This is a genomic window from Mesorhizobium sp. (assembly GCF_005063415.1).
In the GTDB taxonomy this organism is placed as follows: Bacteria; Pseudomonadota; Alphaproteobacteria; order Rhizobiales; family Rhizobiaceae; genus Mesorhizobium.
On record NZ_SUEG01000119.1, the window covers coordinates 1 to 15,712 of the forward strand.

Genomic DNA, 15,712 nt, shown 5'->3' on the forward strand with positions numbered 1-15,712 from the left:
AAAAGCGAGGCGCGCATCGGATCAAAACCGATGCCGACCGCCTCGGCGTTGTTTGGCGTGCGCTCGGCTGTCACCCGTACCGTGAAATTCTGGCCACCGAGCTTCAGCCAGACCAGCGTGTCGGAACCCATGGGCTCGACGACCTCGACATTTGCCGTGGCTGCGAACGGCCATCCCGTGCCGCTGTTGAACGCCACGTGCTCGGGGCGGATACCGAACACGGCCGGCCCCGGCACCGGATCCTTCTCGAAAGCATAGGTGGCAAGCGGTATCCGCACATCCTCGGCGACAAAGTGCCAGTCGCCTGCCGCCTGCTCCAGCCTGCCGTCGAGGAAGTTCATTGCCGGCGAGCCGAGGAAGCCGGCGACAAACCGGTTGACCGGCCGGTTATAGATGGTCTGCGGTGCATCGAGCTGCTGGATGACGCCGCCCTTCATCACCGCGATACGGTCGGCCAGCGTCATCGCTTCGATCTGGTCGTGGGTGACGTAGATCATGGTGTTCTCGAGCTTGCGGTGCAGCAGCTTGATTTCGACGCGCAATTCCGCGCGCAGCTTGGCGTCGAGGTTGGAGAGCGGCTCGTCGAACAGAAAAACATCGACGTCACGCACAAGTGCGCGCCCGATCGCCACGCGCTGGCGCTGGCCGCCGGACAGGGCCGCCGGCTTGCGGTGCAAAAGCGGTTCGATCTGCAGGATCTCGGCGGCCCGGGCGATGCGCTTGGCGATCTCGTCCTTGGCGAGGCCGGCAACGCGCAGCCCGAACGACAGGTTCTTCTCCACCGTCATCTGCGGATAGAGCGCGTAGGACTGGAACACCATGCCGATGCCGCGATCCTTGGGCTCTTCCCAGGTGACGTTCTTGCCCTTGATGAAGATGCGGCCTTCGGAAACGTCGAGCAGCCCGGCAATGCAGTTGAGCAAGGTCGACTTGCCGCAGCCGGACGGGCCGAGCAGCACGATGAACTCGCCTTCGGCGACATCGAGATTGAGCGTCTGCAGCACCGATATCGCGCCGAAATTCAGCGACAGGTTCTGGATCGAGACACTGGTGCCGTTTGCCCCCTTGCTACCGTTTACCTCAATGCTGCCGTTTGCGTTCATCGCCATCATCCTTTCACGGCGCCGGCGGCGATGCCGCGCACAAACAATTTTCCGGACAGGAAATAGACGATCAGCGGCACCAGGCCGGTCAGGATGGTGGCTGCCATGTTGACGTTGTATTCCTTCACGCCTTGCACCGAGTTGACGATGTTGTTGAGCTGCACCGTCATCGGATAGGTGTCGGGGCGGGTGTAGACGACGCCGAACAGGAAGTCGTTCCAGATGCCGGTCACCTGCAGGATGATGGCGACGACGAAGATCGGCAGCGACATCGGCAGCATGATGCGGAAATAGATGCCCCAGAAGCCGGCGCCGTCGACACGCGCTGCCCGGAACAGCTCCTCCGGCATGGAGGTAAAGTAGTTGCGGAACAACAGCGTGAGGATCGGCATGCCGAAGATGGAATGGACGATCACCAGGCCGCTGAGGCTGCCGTAGAGGCCGACCTCGCGCAGGATGATGACGATCGGATAGATCATCACCTGATAGGGGATGAAGGCGCCGACGATCAGGATGATGAAGAAAGTGTCGGCGCCTTTGAAGCGCCAGTTGGCAAGCGCATAGCCATTCACCGAGGCGAGCGCGATCGACAGGATCACCGACGGGATGGTGATGCGCACCGAATTCCAGAAACCACGCGAGAGCCCGTCGCAGTTAAGCCCGGTGCAGGCGCTCGACCAGGCCTTGACCCACGGCTCGAAGGTGATCTCCATCGGCGGCGAGAAGATGTTGCCGAGGCGTATCTCGGGCATGCCTTTGAGCGATGTCACCACCATCACGTAGAGCGGCAAAAGATAGTAGAGCGCCACCACGATCAGCGTGCCGTAGAGGAAGATGTTACGGCGCGAGAATGTGTGGCGCGGCTTCGGTCCGCTCGGCCCGTAGGCTTCGAGGCCACCGGCGCCGGCAATGGCGGGCAATGAAACGGCATGGTCAGACACGCTTCTTGCCTCCGAACTCGAGATAGGCCCACGGCACGATGACGATGATCACCGACAGCAGCATCATCGTCGAGGCGGCGAACCCCTGGCCGAGGTTCTGGGCGAAGAACATGTAGTCATAGACATATTTGGCCGGGACCTCGGAGGCGATGCCGGGCCCGCCGCTGGTCTGGGCGACGACAAGGTCATAGACGCGAACGATATTGGAGGCGACGATGACCAGCGTGGTGATGAAGACCGGCCGCATCATCGGTATGATGATGAACAGATAGGTCTTCCACGTCGGTATCCCGTCGACCCGCGCGGCCTTCCAGATATCCTCGTCGATGCCGCGCAGGCCGGCAAGCATCAGGCACATGATGAGCCCGGTGCCTTGCCAGAGAGCGGCGATCAATATGCCGTAGATGACGATGCTGGAATCATAGAGCGGATTGAAGCTGAAGCTCGTCCAGCCGAGGCTGCGCACCACTCCCTGGATACCGAATTCCGGGTTGAGCAGCCATTGCCAGACGAGACCGGTGACGATGAAGGACAGGGCGAAGGGATAGAGGAAAATGGTCCGGAACGTGTCCTCGAACCGGATCTTCTGGTCGAGCAGGGCAGCAAGCAGGAAGCCGATCACCAGCGAGAACACCAGCGACAGCACGCCGTAGATCAGCAGGTTCTCGATCGAGATCAGCCAGCGCGGCGTTGCCCACAGCCGGTAATACTGGTCGAGCCCGACGAAGTGCAGCCGCGGCAGCAGCTTGGAATTGGTGAAGGAATAGAACACCGTCCAGACGGTGCCGCCGACAAAGATCACCAGCGCGGTGAAGATCATTGGGATCGAGGCGATTTTCGCATTGAGGTTGCGAAAAAGTTGGCTAGGGCGTTCGCTCTTGCTCATCTGCACAGCCGGGCTGGATCGGGTAAGGCCGGGAGGGTCAAGAGACCTTGACCCGAGCTCCCGACCCTGCGTTTGCAGGGGCGGGAGTGAGGCGGTTGATCGATCGGTCAATCGGCCGAACCGACAATGGCGGCGAAGCGCTTCTGCGCATCTTCCACGGTCATGTCCTGCTTGGCGAAGAACTCGGAGAACAGATCCTCCTTCTGCTTCTGCGTATCCTGCGAAAGCAGCTGGTCCGTCCAGGGCATGACATTGCCCTTGGCGAGGATTTCGAGGCCCTTCTTCATGCAGTCGTTCGCCGCCTTGAGGTCGACGTCGCCGCGCACCGGCAGCGAACCCTTCTTGAGGTTGAAGGCGACCTGCGTCTTGGGATCGAGCAGCGTGTGGGCCAGCACTTCCTGTGCCTTCGATTTTTCGGGATCCTTCAGCAGCGGGAAGTAGAAAGCGTCGCCGCCGGTGGCGATCATCTCGTTGAGACCGAGGCCCGGAAGGCAAGTATAGTCCTTGCCGGCGACCTGACCGGCAACCTGGAACTCGCCCTGCGCCCAGTCGCCCATGATCTGGCCGCCGGCCTTGCCGGTGATGACCAGGTTGGTGGCCTGGTTCCAGTCCTGCACATTGGTGTTCTTCGCCATCTTGCGGGCGTCGTCCGCGGCCTTGAAGACCTTGGCGACTTCGGGCCCGGCGGCGAATTCCGCGTCCTTGTCCTTGTAGACCTTGAGGAAGGCGTCGGTGCCGCCGACCGCCGCAAGCAGCACGTCGAAAGCGCCGGAGGCTTGCCAGGGCTGGCCGCCGACCGCGAGCGGCTGGATGCCTGCTTTTTCAAGCGCGGGCGCCGCAGCGACATATTCATTCCAGTTCTTCGGCACCGGCACGCCGGCTTTTTCGAAGGCGGCGTTCGACAGCCACAGCCACTGCCAGGAGTGGATATTGACCGGCACGCAATAGATCTTGCCGTCGAGGGTACAGCCGTCAAGCAGGCTCTTCGGCTGCACGATTTCCGTCCACTTTTCCTTGGTGGCGAGGTCGGTGAGGTCGCGCATAAGCCCGGCCTGCACCAATTCTTCCGCCTGCCGGCCGTGATTGAACTGGGTGGCACCCATCGGGTCGCCGCCGGTGATGCGGCTGATCATGATCGGCCGCGCCGTGCCGCCGGAGCCGGCGATAGCGCCGTCCACCCAATGATTGCCGGTTGCATCGAAAGCCTTGGCAAGTTCGGCGACCGCTGCCGCCTCGCCGCCGGAGGTCCACCAATGGGTGACTTCCAGATCCGTCGCGGCCGCCGGGCCGGCGAATTGCAGCGCGACCGTCGCAGCCAGCGCAGCAGTCATGAGTTGGTATCGCATTTCGTTCCTCCCAGAATCTGAAACGTTACAGATTTTCGATACGGCAATTGCTTGAGGCGCGCAACCCCTCAGGCGAAGGTGGCATCAAGTTTTTTCGAAGCACGAATAAAATCGCGCGGCTCGCCGGCCTACCGCATCGCAACAAGAGGGGCTGCACTGCAAAATGGAATGCTGCGATGCCAAAAAATCGGAAAAAGCCCGTTCCAGTCACGGTTTTGCACCGATTGCAGCACCGCTCGTTCTGCATCTGTCGCCAGTGATATGGCGATGGTCGTGACAATCTGTAACGTTTCAGTATATAGCGGTCTCATTCGGTGAAGGACCGCGGCGTACCCGCGGCCGGCCCATTGCCGGGCTTTCCGGCAACTGTTATGCGCCTGACGGGGCGGGATGAATGAACAGGCATCAAAAAGAGAAGGCCGACGAAGCGTCGGGCCAGGGCCGGCCGACACTGAAGACGCTCGCCTTCATGACCGGGCTGGGCGTCACCACCGTGTCGCGCGCGCTGAAGGACGCGCCCGAGATCGGCGCCGAGACCAGGCGGCGCGTCCAGCTTGTCGCCAAGCAGATCGGTTATCGGCCCAACCGTGCCGGCGTCCGCCTGCGCACCGGCAAGACCAATGTCATCAGCCTGGTGCTCAACACCGAGCACGAGATCATGAGCTTTGTCTCGGATATCATCTACGGCGTTTCCGAAGTCATTGCCGACACGCCCTATCATTTGATCGTGACGCCCTATTCGCGCTCGCAGGATCCGCTCGACCCGATCCGTTACCTCGTGGAAACCGGTTCAGCCGACGGCGTCATCATTTCGCGCACGCAGCCGAACGATCCGAGAGCCCGTTATATGCTGGAGCGCGGCATCCCCTTTGCCACGCATGGCCGCACCGATATGGGGCTGATCCATCCCTATCATGATTTCGACAATTATGCTTTCGCAGCCGAGGCGGTGCGCCATCTGGCCGGTCTCGGCCGCCGCCGGCTGGCGCTGCTGGCGCCGCCGGTCGAGCTGACCTATCACGGCCACACGCTCGCCGGCTTTGCCGATGCGCTGAGCGAGGTCGGCGCCAGCGAGATCCCGTTCAACACCGTTTCGATCGATCATTCGATCGAGCAGATCAGAATGCGGACGGCGCAGCTGATGCGCCGCGAAAACCGCCCGGACGGTTTCATCAGCAGCGCCGCCGCCGCGACGCTCGCCATCGTCGCCGGCATCGAAGACGCCGGCCTCAAGCTTGGCCGCGACGTCGATGTGGTATCCAAACAATCGTCGGAGCTTCTGCACCTGTTTCGCAGCGAGTTGCTGGTCGTCAACGAGAACTTCCGGCTGGCCGGCGCCGAGCTCGCCCGCTCGGTGCTGGGCTGGATCGGCGGCGCCGCGCCCGGCACCCTGCAAAGCCTGAGCGAACCGGGCGAAGTCCAGGCCTATCGCCGCCCGGCGTGAGGGGGATATGTTCAAATTGAACTGGCATCCGGCACGATCTAATCTATTTGTCTTAGCCGCATTTCTGCGACGCCAAGTGATTCTACTTGGCTGCAAAATGCGCGCTGCTGACTGGCAGTCTTTGGGGGCCGAAAGTGGACAGTCCACTTTCGGGATAATCGGGCTAGAAAGCCGACCTTGGCCCAGCCTGGTGCGGACCGCTTTGCGCCAATTGCGGTCGTTGATCATGTCGCTTACTGCCCGCAGTAGTCCGGAGGGCCTGGGAGCCCGGCGCCATCTCGCGGCGATCGTCGACCGGCTACCGCAGTTGCCTTCGCCGCTCAGCGTTAAGCGTCTTCAGAAAAAGGCGGACTCTATCTCTGTTCTGGTCTATGCCGACGCTCGTTGCCGGTCCGCCGGCCTTTTGCAACTGGTCCATGAATGAAGCGCCAGCCCACGACGTCGAGCCTGTTACGCCGACTCAATCGTTCGGCCGTGGTGGATTTGATCCGCACCGAAGGAGTGGCATCACCTTCGAGCCTCGCCGAGCGACTGAACATCAGCATCCCGACGGTGATGCGGGTGATCGAGGATCTGATTGCCGAGGATTTGGTGGCGTATGACGGGTTTGACGAGGCCAATGTCCGGGGCCGTCCCCGGGCACGCATCAAGTTCCGCGGCGCGGCGCATGCGATCATCGGCATCGAGGCCGGCAAGGGCGAGTTCTATGGCGCCGTGGCCAATCTCGAGGGCGTCGTGCAGACCGAAATGCACGAGACCGCCGACGATGATGGCGAGCGCAATTTCGAGAAGCTGGTCGGCCTGATCCGCCGGTTGATGGCGGCTACCCGCCCACGCGGCCAAACCATTCGCGGCATCGGCATTGGCCTGCCCTCGATCGTCAGGCAGCCGGCGGGCGAAGTGGTGCTGACGCTCGGGCTCGGCTGGCGCGACATGCCGTTGCGGGCGCGGCTCAGCGAGCATTTTCAGATGCCCATCGTCGTCGAAAACGGGCGCAACCTCGCCGCCGTGGGCGAATGGGGATTCGGGGCCGGGCGTGGTGCCGGCAGCGTCGTGAGCCTCTCGATCGGACCCGGCGCCGGCGCGGGCGTCGTGATCGACGGCAAGCTCTATGGCGGGCACTCGCATGCGGCGGGCGAGATCGGCTGGTATCTCGACGACCCCCTCCTCACCGGGCGGCCGTTCGAACATCTGGGCGACAAGCAATCGCTGCGCTTTTTCGGCATCCCCGAACAGGCCACCAAGATGCTCGAAGAGGCCAACACCCAGTATGCGGCGGGAAAGCTCACCCTGCATCGCCTCAAGGGCAATGTGTACGACCCGCCGCGCCTCGTGGTCGGCGCGCTGGGACACCGCGATATCGTCCTTGGAGCGGTGCGCCTGGTGCTCGATGCGACCACCCTCAACCCTGCCGACAGCCTCGTGATGGCCGACTAAGATCAATCGATCGCGATTGACAGCGACTGAATCTCGGCATTAAGTTTCTAACTGAAAGAAAAACCGCGCCCTGCGTCGTGTGGGAGCGTATCTTTCGTGGGAGGACTTCAATGACGAAGATTTTCAATCCGCTTGGGCGGACGATGCAGCGTCGTGACTTCTTGAAAGTTGCGGGTGCGAGCGTTGCGGTAGCGGCCCTGCCGGCGGCAGCTCGCGGTGCCGATCCCGTCAAGCTGCTCGTGTGGTCGTGGCTGCCGGATTTCCAGACGCAGATCGACATGTTCAACGCCGCGCACCCGGGCATCCAGGTCAAACTCGTGAATGCCGGCCAGGGGGCCCCCGAATATCAGGCGGTCCGTGCGGGCCTGAAGGCGGGCAGCGGCCTGCCCGACGTCGTCCATATCGAATTCCAGTTCCTCGAGAGCTTCCGCCAGATCGACGCGTTCGCCGATATCGGCCAGTGGGCAAACCCGCACAAGGCGGAGTTCCCCGAAGGCACGTGGACCCAGGTCGCCAAGGGTAATGTTGTCGGCGGCATGCCATGGGATTCCGGTCCGATGGCGATGCTCTACCGCAAGGACATCTTCGACAAGCATGGCATCACGCCGCCGGCGACCTGGGCGGAATTTGCCGATGCCGCCAAGAAGCTGCATGCGGCCGACCCCAATGTCTTCCTGACGGACGCGTTGCTCAGCAATGGCGGCTGGGTCAATGGTCTTCTGTGGCCGATGGGTTGGAAGCCGATCAGGCGCGATGGCGACAAGCTCGCGATCAACATCAACGACAAGATTTCCAAGGACTTCGCCGCCTATTGGCAGGACCTTATTACCGCGGGTGTCATCGAGACCAAGCCGGGGTTCAACAATGAGTGGTACACCGGCCTCGACTCGGGCCGCTATGCCACCTGGCTCACCGCCGGCTGGGGTCCGGTGTTCCTGACCTCGGTCGCCAAGACCAGCGTGGGCCAGTGGCGTGCCGCCGATCTGCCGCAGTGGGACGCGAGCAAGTTCGCGACCGGCAATTGGGGTGGCTCAGCGCTGGCCGTGATGAAAGCGACCCAGCATCTGCCCGAGGCCGCCGAACTCGCGATCTGGCTGACTACGAATCCCGAAGCCACAAAGCTCTACACCACCAAGCAGTTCCTGTTCCCATGCACCACCGCTCTGCTGACCAGCGCCGAGTTCGCCGGCCAGAAGATGGACTTCTACGGTGGCCAGGCGGTCAATAAAGTGTTCGCCAAATCGGCGGCCGCAGTCAGTAACTTTGAGTGGAGCCCGTTCCAGGACTTCTTGTACCAGTCGATGGAAGATGAATTCGGCGCCTCGATCGGCGGCAAGGGCACGCTGTCGGATGCGTTCGACCGCATCCAAGACGCCGTGGTCACCTACGCGCGGGAACAAGGCTTCACTGTAGACTGAGTTCTCCCGGGCGACGGACGGGCGCGCTTGATCGGCGCGCCCGATCTCTTCATCTTGCCGGACGGGGGACCATGGCAATGTCGAATTCGCCAGCCGCAGCGACGCGCCCAGCGCGATCGGGCGGTTTTACGTCACGAAAGCTCGCGCCCTATCTGTTCCTGGCGCCCTTCGTGCTGCTATTTATCGCCTTCATCGTCGCGCCGCTGGTCTATGCGTTCTATATGAGCCTCTACCGCGACACGCTGGTGGGCGGACGGCAATTCGCGGGTGCAGCCAGCTACATCAAGGTTATGGGCGACACCAAATTCTGGGGCGGCGTGTGGAACCTCGTTCTGTTCGGCATCGTGCAGATGCCGATTATGCTGAGCCTGGCGCTGTTGTTCGCCATCGTGCTCGATCGTGGCCAGGTCTATGCCAAGGGCGTCTTCCGGCTCGGCTTCTTCCTCCCCTACGCCGTGCCGAGCGTGATCGCGACGATCATCTGGGGTTATCTCTACGGCCCCACCTTCGGCCCGTTCACGCAGATGGCCAAGGCGTTCAACCTGCCGCCGCCGGACTTCCTGTCGCCGGGCGCGATGATCTTCTCATTGGCCAATATCGTGACGTGGGAATATGTCGGCTACAATATGGTGATCTACTACGCCGCGCTGAAGGCGATCCCGTCGGACCTCGCCGAGGCCGCCCGGGTCGATGGCGCCTCGGCCTGGCAATTTGCGCGGCTGATCCAGCTGCCGCTGCTGTGGCCGGCGATCCTGATCACCATCATCTTTTCGATCAACGGCACCCTGCAGCTGTTCAATGAGCCGTATTTGATGCGCGCGCTCGCCAGAAACACCATCAATTCGAGCTACACGCCGAACCTCTATGCCTATTCGCTGGCGACTTCGAACCAGCAGTATGGCTATGCGGCCGCCGTCTCGTTCGTGCTTGGCATCGTGATCGCCGGCGCCTCCTACATCTTCACCCTGATCACCAACCGCCGTCGGCCGGAGCAATGATGACTGCGACGACCGACATCGCCACTTTCGAAGCTGCCAAGCGCCGGCCCGGCGAACGGCGGCGCTCGCGGATCATCCTCACGCTGCTGCTGTCACTGTTCCTCATCTACAGCTTCGTGCCGCTGGTCTATCTGGTCCTATCGGCAACGAAGACGAATGGCGACCTGTTCACCACGTTCGGCTTCGGCTTCGGCACCGAGTTCAACCTCTGGCAGAATCTGAGCGATCTGCTGGCGCGCGACAACGGCATCTTCATGCGCTGGATGTTCAACAGCGTGCTCTATTCGACCGTCGCCGGGCTCGGTGCCGCGATCTTTGCTACCGCGGCAGGCTATGCGTTCGCCAAGTTCAAATTCGTCGGCCGCAATCTGCTGTTTGCGCTGGTCTTGGGCGCTGTGATGATCCCGCAGACGGCCCTCGTCGTGCCGATCTTCCTGCTGCTGGCGCTTTCGGGTCTCAGCGACAATCCGCTGGGCGTGATCCTGCCCTCGATGATCTCGCCGATCGGCGTCTATCTGATGTGCGTCTATATCGAGCAGGGCGTCGACGACGAACTGCTCGACGCGGCGCGTATTGATGGCGCCGGCGAGTTCGTGATCTTCCGCGCCATCGTGCTGCGGCTGGTGGCGCCGGGCATGGTGACCGTGGCGCTGCTCTCGTTCGTCGGGACCTGGAACAATTACTTCCTGCCGCTCATCGTGCTGCGCTCGCAGGAGTACCAGCCGATCACAGTGGGCCTTGCGACCTGGTATCAGCTCGCGCAGCAGGGCGGTGGCGGCGGAGAGGTGCTGTTCTCGATCATCATCACCGGCGCGCTGGTCGGCATCATCCCTGTCATCGTGGTGTTCCTGCTGCTGCAGCGGTTCTGGCAGGGCGGCCTCACCGCCGGCGCCGTCAAATAGATTATCGCCTGGAGTTTTCCGACTATGACGATTGCCTCGAAATCCGCGCCGCTCTCTGTCTGGCGGCCGATCGCGACCGACACTTTCCTCGTCGGTACCCCGCACTACCCGGAGCATGTCGATGAGAGCTATTGGCAGCGCGACGCCGACCGCATGGCAGCCGCGGGCTTCAACGCGGTGCGACTTGCGGAATTCGCCTGGCATATTATCGAGCCGCATGAGGGGACGTTCGACTTCGATTTGTTCGACCGCGCCATAGATGTGCTGGGCAAGGCTGGCATCAAGACCATCATGTGCACGCCGACGGCGACGCCGCCGCGCTGGCTGACGGCGCGTTATCCCGAAGTGTTGCGCGTCGATGCCAACGGCCGCGCCATGAGCCATGGCTCGCGCCAGCACGCCAATCTTGCGAGCGGAGTGTTCCGCGAGCATTCGAAGCGCATCACTAAAGCGATGGCCCAGCATTATCGCGGCAATTCGCACATCATCGGCTGGCAGACGGACAATGAGCTCAATACTTCTGGATCGCTGTCCTACGGTCCGGTGACTCTGGCCGAGTTCCAGGCCTTCCTCAAGGACAAGTACAAGACCATCGCCGCGCTCAACGATGCGTGGGGCGGGCATTTCTGGGCCACCGCCTACGACGATTTCGATCAAGTGGTGCTGCCCCTCGACTACGCCCCTGCCCCGGTCGGGCCGACCCATGTGGTCGACTACCACCGCTTCCTCGCCTTCGTCACGGCGCGGTTCCAGCACGATCAGGTGCTGATCCTGCGCGCCACCAATCCAGACTGGTTCGTCTTCCACAATCTGGGGCGGATCGACGACATCGACTTCCGCGGCGAGTTCTCGACCGATCTCGATTTTCTCGGCTTCGACATCTATCCGCACCTCTATGACGAGATGCAGCGCCTTGGGGGCGTCGGCGAGGCGCAAGCGCTGCATCTCGACATCTGCCGCGGCTTCACCGGCAACTTCATAGTGCCCGAGCAGCAATCGGGCTTCGGTGCGCAGCCGAATTTCTCGACGCTGACGCCCGAACCCGGCGAGATGCGCCGCATGGCCTATACGTCAGTGGCGCGCGGCGCCGATGGCGTGATGTTCTTCCGTTGGCGGCCGGCGCATTTCGGCGCCGAGATCTATTGGATGGGCATCATCGATCACGACGACATCCCGCGGCGGCGCTATGACGAGGCCAAGCAGTTTGCGGGTGAGGTCACGGCGCTCAAGGACAAGATCCTCGGCACGCATGTGCGCATGGATTTGGGCATCGCCGGATCAGATTTCGACAATCAGGAGATGCACCGCTCCTACCCCATCGGCATGCCGAGCCCGCAGGACGATGCGACGCTGCTGCACCGCTATTGCTACCGCCACAACATCGCCTGCGGCTTCATCCATCCCGAGGATGATCTCAGCAAGCTCAAGGCGCTCTACGTGCCGCATTGGCTGAAATGGACCGATGCATGGACGGCGCGGATCGAGGCCTTCGCTAAGGCGGGTGGAACGGTAATCCTGGGAGGCCGCACCGGATCACGCGACGTTAACAACCACGTCATCCGCGACACCTCGCCGGGCAAGGCGCTCTCGGCGCTGGCCGGGATCACGGTCGAGGAGTTCGGGTTGCTGACGCCGATCGGCGGCGACGGGATGTTCGAGCATGGCGGCCGCTTCGGCGCCAACACGGTGCGCAAGAAGCTGCCGGCGACGTCGGCGAGCCGCCAATACGAGCTCAAGATCGGGAATGCGCAGGTGATGGCGGCGCATCTCTATGAGCTGCTTAACGTCGCGCCCGGCACGGAGGTTATCGGCAGCTGGGCCAGCCGCTTCGCCGAGGGCCAAGCCGCGATGACTTCGCGCAAGGTCGGCAAGGGCAATGTGATCTACCTCGGCACGTACCTCAGCGATGCTCTGGTCGAGGTGCTGGCAGATCAACTGCTGGCGCCCGCCGGTATCGCGCCGCTCATCGCCGACATGCCGGCCGGCGTCGAAGCGACCATCCGCGAGAGCAAGGACCGCCGCCTGCTGTTCATCCTCAACACGCTGGGCGAGCCGGCAGACGTGCCGAATATTCCAAAGGGCACCGATCTGCTCGGCGACGCGCAGGTGAAGGCAGGCCGCATGAGGCTCCCCGCCTATGGCTGCAGCATCATCGAACTCGATTAGGATGCTTGGGCGCGACTGACCCAAGTAGGGGACGACACGACGGAGTTGGATCGGAGTGCCTCGTACGGAACGGAGTTGCCCAGTTCTCGACGGCCGCTTTGGGCCAAACCCGGACATCATCCCGCACGAGCCGAATGTCTGCTTTCGGGAACCGACGAAGGAGACCTCAATGACCGACATTAGGCGCAGTCCCGACGTCCAACTTGCGAACCGCCGGACCGGCCCGAGAACTCCCAACGGCGCGCTTGAGATCACCCGCGCGCGGCTCTACTAGTCCGAAAACCTCACGCTCACGCCGCGCTGCCGAAAATAGGCCTGCATCAACTTGCGCCCCGAGCGGTTGTTCTGCGCCAACTTGGTCGGATCGAACACCGCCTGTTTTATCCCTTCTCGTGTCAGCGCCGCCTTAAGCGTCGCGATATGTGCGTCGATGTCGGCATTGTCCGCCAGCAGCGAGGCATAGATACTTTCGGTCGCCTGGGCCACGGTCGGTTCGCTCACAGGTGTCGTCCTTTGGTTGGTTGAGCGGCGGCTTACCACAGATTCGCAGCTCCGCCGATACCGATGAGACCGTCAATCGTCTCTACCGGCATAGCAGGTTCCTGGCGCGACCCGACACCCAGTTGGTCGCTGGAGATGTCTGCTTTCTGGCAACCGCAAAATTGGACTCTAGGTCCAAGTCGCGGCGCTACCCCGCCGCGCCACTCCCCCAGGGCCCGTGGAAAGCGCCCTGCCCATCGATGCGCTCGAAGCCGTGCGCGCCGAAGAAATCGCGCTGCGCCTGGATCAGGTTCGAAGTGCCGCGGCCCTGCCGGTAGCTGTCGAAATAGGCAAGTGCGGATGACAGGGCCGGCACCGGCGAGCCGGCTTCGGCCGCCCTTGCCACGACACGGCGAAGCGACGGATGTGCCTCCTGCATCAACGAAACGAAAGCCGGCGCCATCAGCAGGTTGGTGGCTGCGCCGCTGGCGCCGAAGGCCTCCGCCATCGTATCCAGCAATTGCGAGCGGATGATGCAGCCGGCTCGCCAGATCTTGGCGATGACCGGCATCGGCAGGTTCCAGTTGAATTCCTTCGACGCGCCGCTCATCACCGCGAAGCCTTGCGCGTAGGCGGCTATCTTGCCAGCAAACAGCGCCAGCTCGAGATCGCCGAGCAGGGCGTCCCTGTCTCCGGAAATCTTGCTCACGCCGCCGCCATAGACCTTTTCGGCGGCCAGCCGCTCGTCCTTGATCGACGACAGCACGCGTGCCGCCACAGCCGCCTCGATCGCTGTGGCCGGGATACCGAGCTGCTGCGCCTCGATCACCGACCATTTGCCGGTGCCTTTCTGGCCGGCGCGGTCGAGAATGATGTCGACCACCGGTTTGCCGGTCTTCGGATCGTCGGCGGCCAGCACCTTGGCGGTGATCTCGATCAGGTACGAATTGAGCCGGCCCGTGTTCCACTGCGAAAACACCTCAGCGATCTCTTTCGGCCCCGTGCCAAGCCCGTCGCGCAATATGCCGTAGATCTCGGCGATCATCTGCATGTCGGCATATTCGATGCCGTTGTGGATGGTCTTGACGAAATGGCCGGCGCCGTCGGTGCCAAGCCACGCCGCGCAAGGCTCGCCCTTGAATTTGGCCGAGATCGCGGTCAGCACTTTTTCGACGCGCTTCCAGGACTCTTCGGTGCCGCCGACCATGATCGAGGGACCGTGGCGTGCGCCCTCCTCGCCGCCGGACACGCCCATGCCGATGAAAGTCAGGCCCGAATCGGTAAGCTCTGAGAAGCGCCGCATCGTATCGCGGAAATTGGCATTTCCGGCATCGATGACGATGTCGTTGGCCGACAGCACGCCGCGCAATGCCGCGATCTGCTCGTCGACCGGCTTGCCGGCCAGCACCATGATGATGATCGGCCGCGGCGGCCGGATCGCGGCGGCCAGTTCCTCGAGGCTATAGCAGGGCACCACCCTATCCCTGAGCGCGCCGGCATTTTCGACAAAGGCATCGGTGCGCGCCGCGGTGCGATTGAAGACGGCGATGCGGTGCCCCTTCTCGGCGATATTGAGCGCCAGGTTGGAGCCCATCGTGCCAAGGCCGATCAGGCCTATTTCGGCTTTTTCCATCGTTTCTTCCCTGCTTTCGGATCTTGTTGCTTTGAGCCGCGATTGATGACGATGATTGACGGGCCTTCAATGCCGCGTCAACCGCCTCGCCGAATTGTGTTGCGCAGACCAGCGCTGTCTTCATGGTCGGATATCGATCGGCGCCTCTATCTTCACCATCTCGAAATCCGAGACCAGGATATCGAGCCGCGCCGTCCACCGGCCGGCCACCGGAATGACGAGATCGTCGACGCGCCAGGTGCCGTCGCCGGGATTCGTCGCCGGGCGGTTGATGGGCTCGATGCCGGAATCGGGCTTTGACAGCACCAGCGTCACCTGCTTGGCGTCGAGCGGGCCGAAATCGCCGGTCATGATGAAGATCGAAGCGGCAACAGGCCCGGCATGCCCGGGCGCAATGCTGAGATCGGCCATCGCTTGCAGCGTGTGGATATGCACCGATGCCGGCTGTGCCGCGGCGATCGCCAGCGCGCGCGGCGGCGGCGTGAAGCGCCAGCCGGCGGCAACGCCGAAGATCACCAGCACGATCAGCAGCTCGATAAAGATCGAGCGGGCCAGCCGCCGCTGGACTTCCGTTTCTCCCGCGTCAGCCGGGGCCGTAAGCTTGAAGCGGTTGACGGCGGCGAGCGTGAACAGAAAGACGAGCAGCACGAGCTTGATCAGCAGCAGCCGGCCATAAGCGGTATGGACCAGCGCCGCCGGCGTTTGCACCTGGATGACGGCGAGCACGATGCCGGCTGCCGCAAGCACGGCCACGACGAACAGGATCGCTCGCGAAAACCGTCGCAGCAACGGCCCGGCTTTGGCCGGCTGCCGTTTCAAGGCAAGACCAAGCGGTGCCAGCGCGCCGGCCCAGATCGCGATACCAGTGGCGTGCAGAAACACCATCGGCCTGGTCAGCCATTGCGGCTCGGCGGCACTGGCATGCCCGCTGGCGGCAAGTGCTGCGCCGACGCCAGCC

The 15,712-nt window shown here is 62.8% G+C and carries 13 protein-coding genes; 6 read left to right on the top strand and 7 right to left on the bottom strand.

Features of this window, described 5'->3' with window-relative positions; translation table 11 throughout:
• The 4 genes from E5W70_RS24370 to E5W70_RS24385 all read right to left on the bottom strand — a co-directional run.
• Window positions 1-1,103: ABC transporter ATP-binding protein (locus tag E5W70_RS24370; RefSeq protein ID WP_292663275.1), on the bottom strand; the 1,103-nt coding region annotated here is incomplete at its 3' end.
• Window positions 1,104-1,108: 5 nt separating this feature from the next.
• Window positions 1,109-2,044 carry a carbohydrate ABC transporter permease gene (locus E5W70_RS24375; protein ID WP_292663277.1) on the bottom strand — a complete coding sequence of 312 codons (936 nt, stop codon included), beginning with the start codon at window positions 2,042-2,044 and terminating at the stop codon, window positions 1,109-1,111.
• Window positions 2,037-2,930 (bottom strand): sugar ABC transporter permease, encoded by an 894-nt coding sequence (locus E5W70_RS24380; protein ID WP_292663279.1) that lies wholly within the window; start codon window positions 2,928-2,930, stop codon window positions 2,037-2,039. Before E5W70_RS24380 ends, E5W70_RS24375 begins: the two co-directional genes overlap by 8 nt.
• Before the next feature lie 107 nt (window positions 2,931-3,037).
• Complete coding sequence (locus E5W70_RS24385; RefSeq protein WP_292663281.1) at window positions 3,038-4,276, bottom strand: ABC transporter substrate-binding protein; 1,239 nt, start codon at window positions 4,274-4,276, stop codon at window positions 3,038-3,040.
• Window positions 4,277-4,670: 394 nt separating this feature from the next.
• Between E5W70_RS24385 and E5W70_RS24390 the strand changes: the two genes are divergently transcribed.
• The 6 genes from E5W70_RS24390 to E5W70_RS24415 all read left to right on the top strand — a co-directional run bounded on the left by E5W70_RS24390 (window position 4,671) and on the right by E5W70_RS24415 (window position 12,641).
• Window positions 4,671-5,720 carry a LacI family transcriptional regulator gene (locus E5W70_RS24390; RefSeq protein WP_292663283.1) on the top strand — a complete coding sequence of 350 codons (1,050 nt, stop codon included), beginning with the start codon at window positions 4,671-4,673 and terminating at the stop codon, window positions 5,718-5,720.
• Window positions 5,721-6,140: 420 nt separating this feature from the next.
• On the top strand, window positions 6,141-7,157 hold the full coding sequence (locus E5W70_RS24395; protein ID WP_292663284.1) for an ROK family transcriptional regulator: 1,017 nt from the start codon (window positions 6,141-6,143) through the stop codon (window positions 7,155-7,157).
• A 110-nt stretch (window positions 7,158-7,267) separates the two neighbouring features.
• Entirely contained in the window at window positions 7,268-8,575 is a 1,308-nt protein-coding gene (locus E5W70_RS24400) for an extracellular solute-binding protein (RefSeq protein WP_292663286.1), read from the top strand.
• 77 nt (window positions 8,576-8,652) lie between these two features.
• A complete protein-coding gene (locus tag E5W70_RS24405) occupies window positions 8,653-9,573 on the top strand; it encodes a sugar ABC transporter permease (protein WP_292663288.1) in 921 nt (306 codons plus the stop codon).
• Window positions 9,573-10,475 carry a carbohydrate ABC transporter permease gene (locus E5W70_RS24410; RefSeq protein WP_292663290.1) on the top strand — a complete coding sequence of 301 codons (903 nt, stop codon included), beginning with the start codon at window positions 9,573-9,575 and terminating at the stop codon, window positions 10,473-10,475. The genes E5W70_RS24405 and E5W70_RS24410 overlap by 1 nt, the downstream gene beginning before the upstream one ends.
• A 24-nt stretch (window positions 10,476-10,499) precedes the next feature.
• On the top strand, window positions 10,500-12,641 hold the full coding sequence (locus tag E5W70_RS24415; protein ID WP_292663292.1) for a beta-galactosidase: 2,142 nt from the start codon (window positions 10,500-10,502) through the stop codon (window positions 12,639-12,641).
• A 270-nt stretch (window positions 12,642-12,911) separates the two neighbouring features.
• Here the strand turns inward: E5W70_RS24415 and E5W70_RS24420 are convergent, their stop codons facing one another.
• From E5W70_RS24420 to E5W70_RS24430, 3 genes are all read right to left on the bottom strand, one after another.
• Window positions 12,912-13,142, bottom strand: a complete 231-nt coding sequence (locus tag E5W70_RS24420; protein ID WP_292663294.1) for a hypothetical protein — start codon at window positions 13,140-13,142, stop codon at window positions 12,912-12,914.
• Window positions 13,143-13,329: 187 nt separating this feature from the next.
• Window positions 13,330-14,754 carry an NADP-dependent phosphogluconate dehydrogenase gene (gene gndA, locus E5W70_RS24425; protein WP_292663296.1) on the bottom strand — a complete coding sequence of 475 codons (1,425 nt, stop codon included), beginning with the start codon at window positions 14,752-14,754 and terminating at the stop codon, window positions 13,330-13,332.
• A 120-nt stretch (window positions 14,755-14,874) separates the two neighbouring features.
• Window positions 14,875-15,712 (bottom strand): copper resistance D family protein (locus E5W70_RS24430; RefSeq protein ID WP_292663298.1); only part of this gene is annotated, 838 nt, incomplete at its 5' end.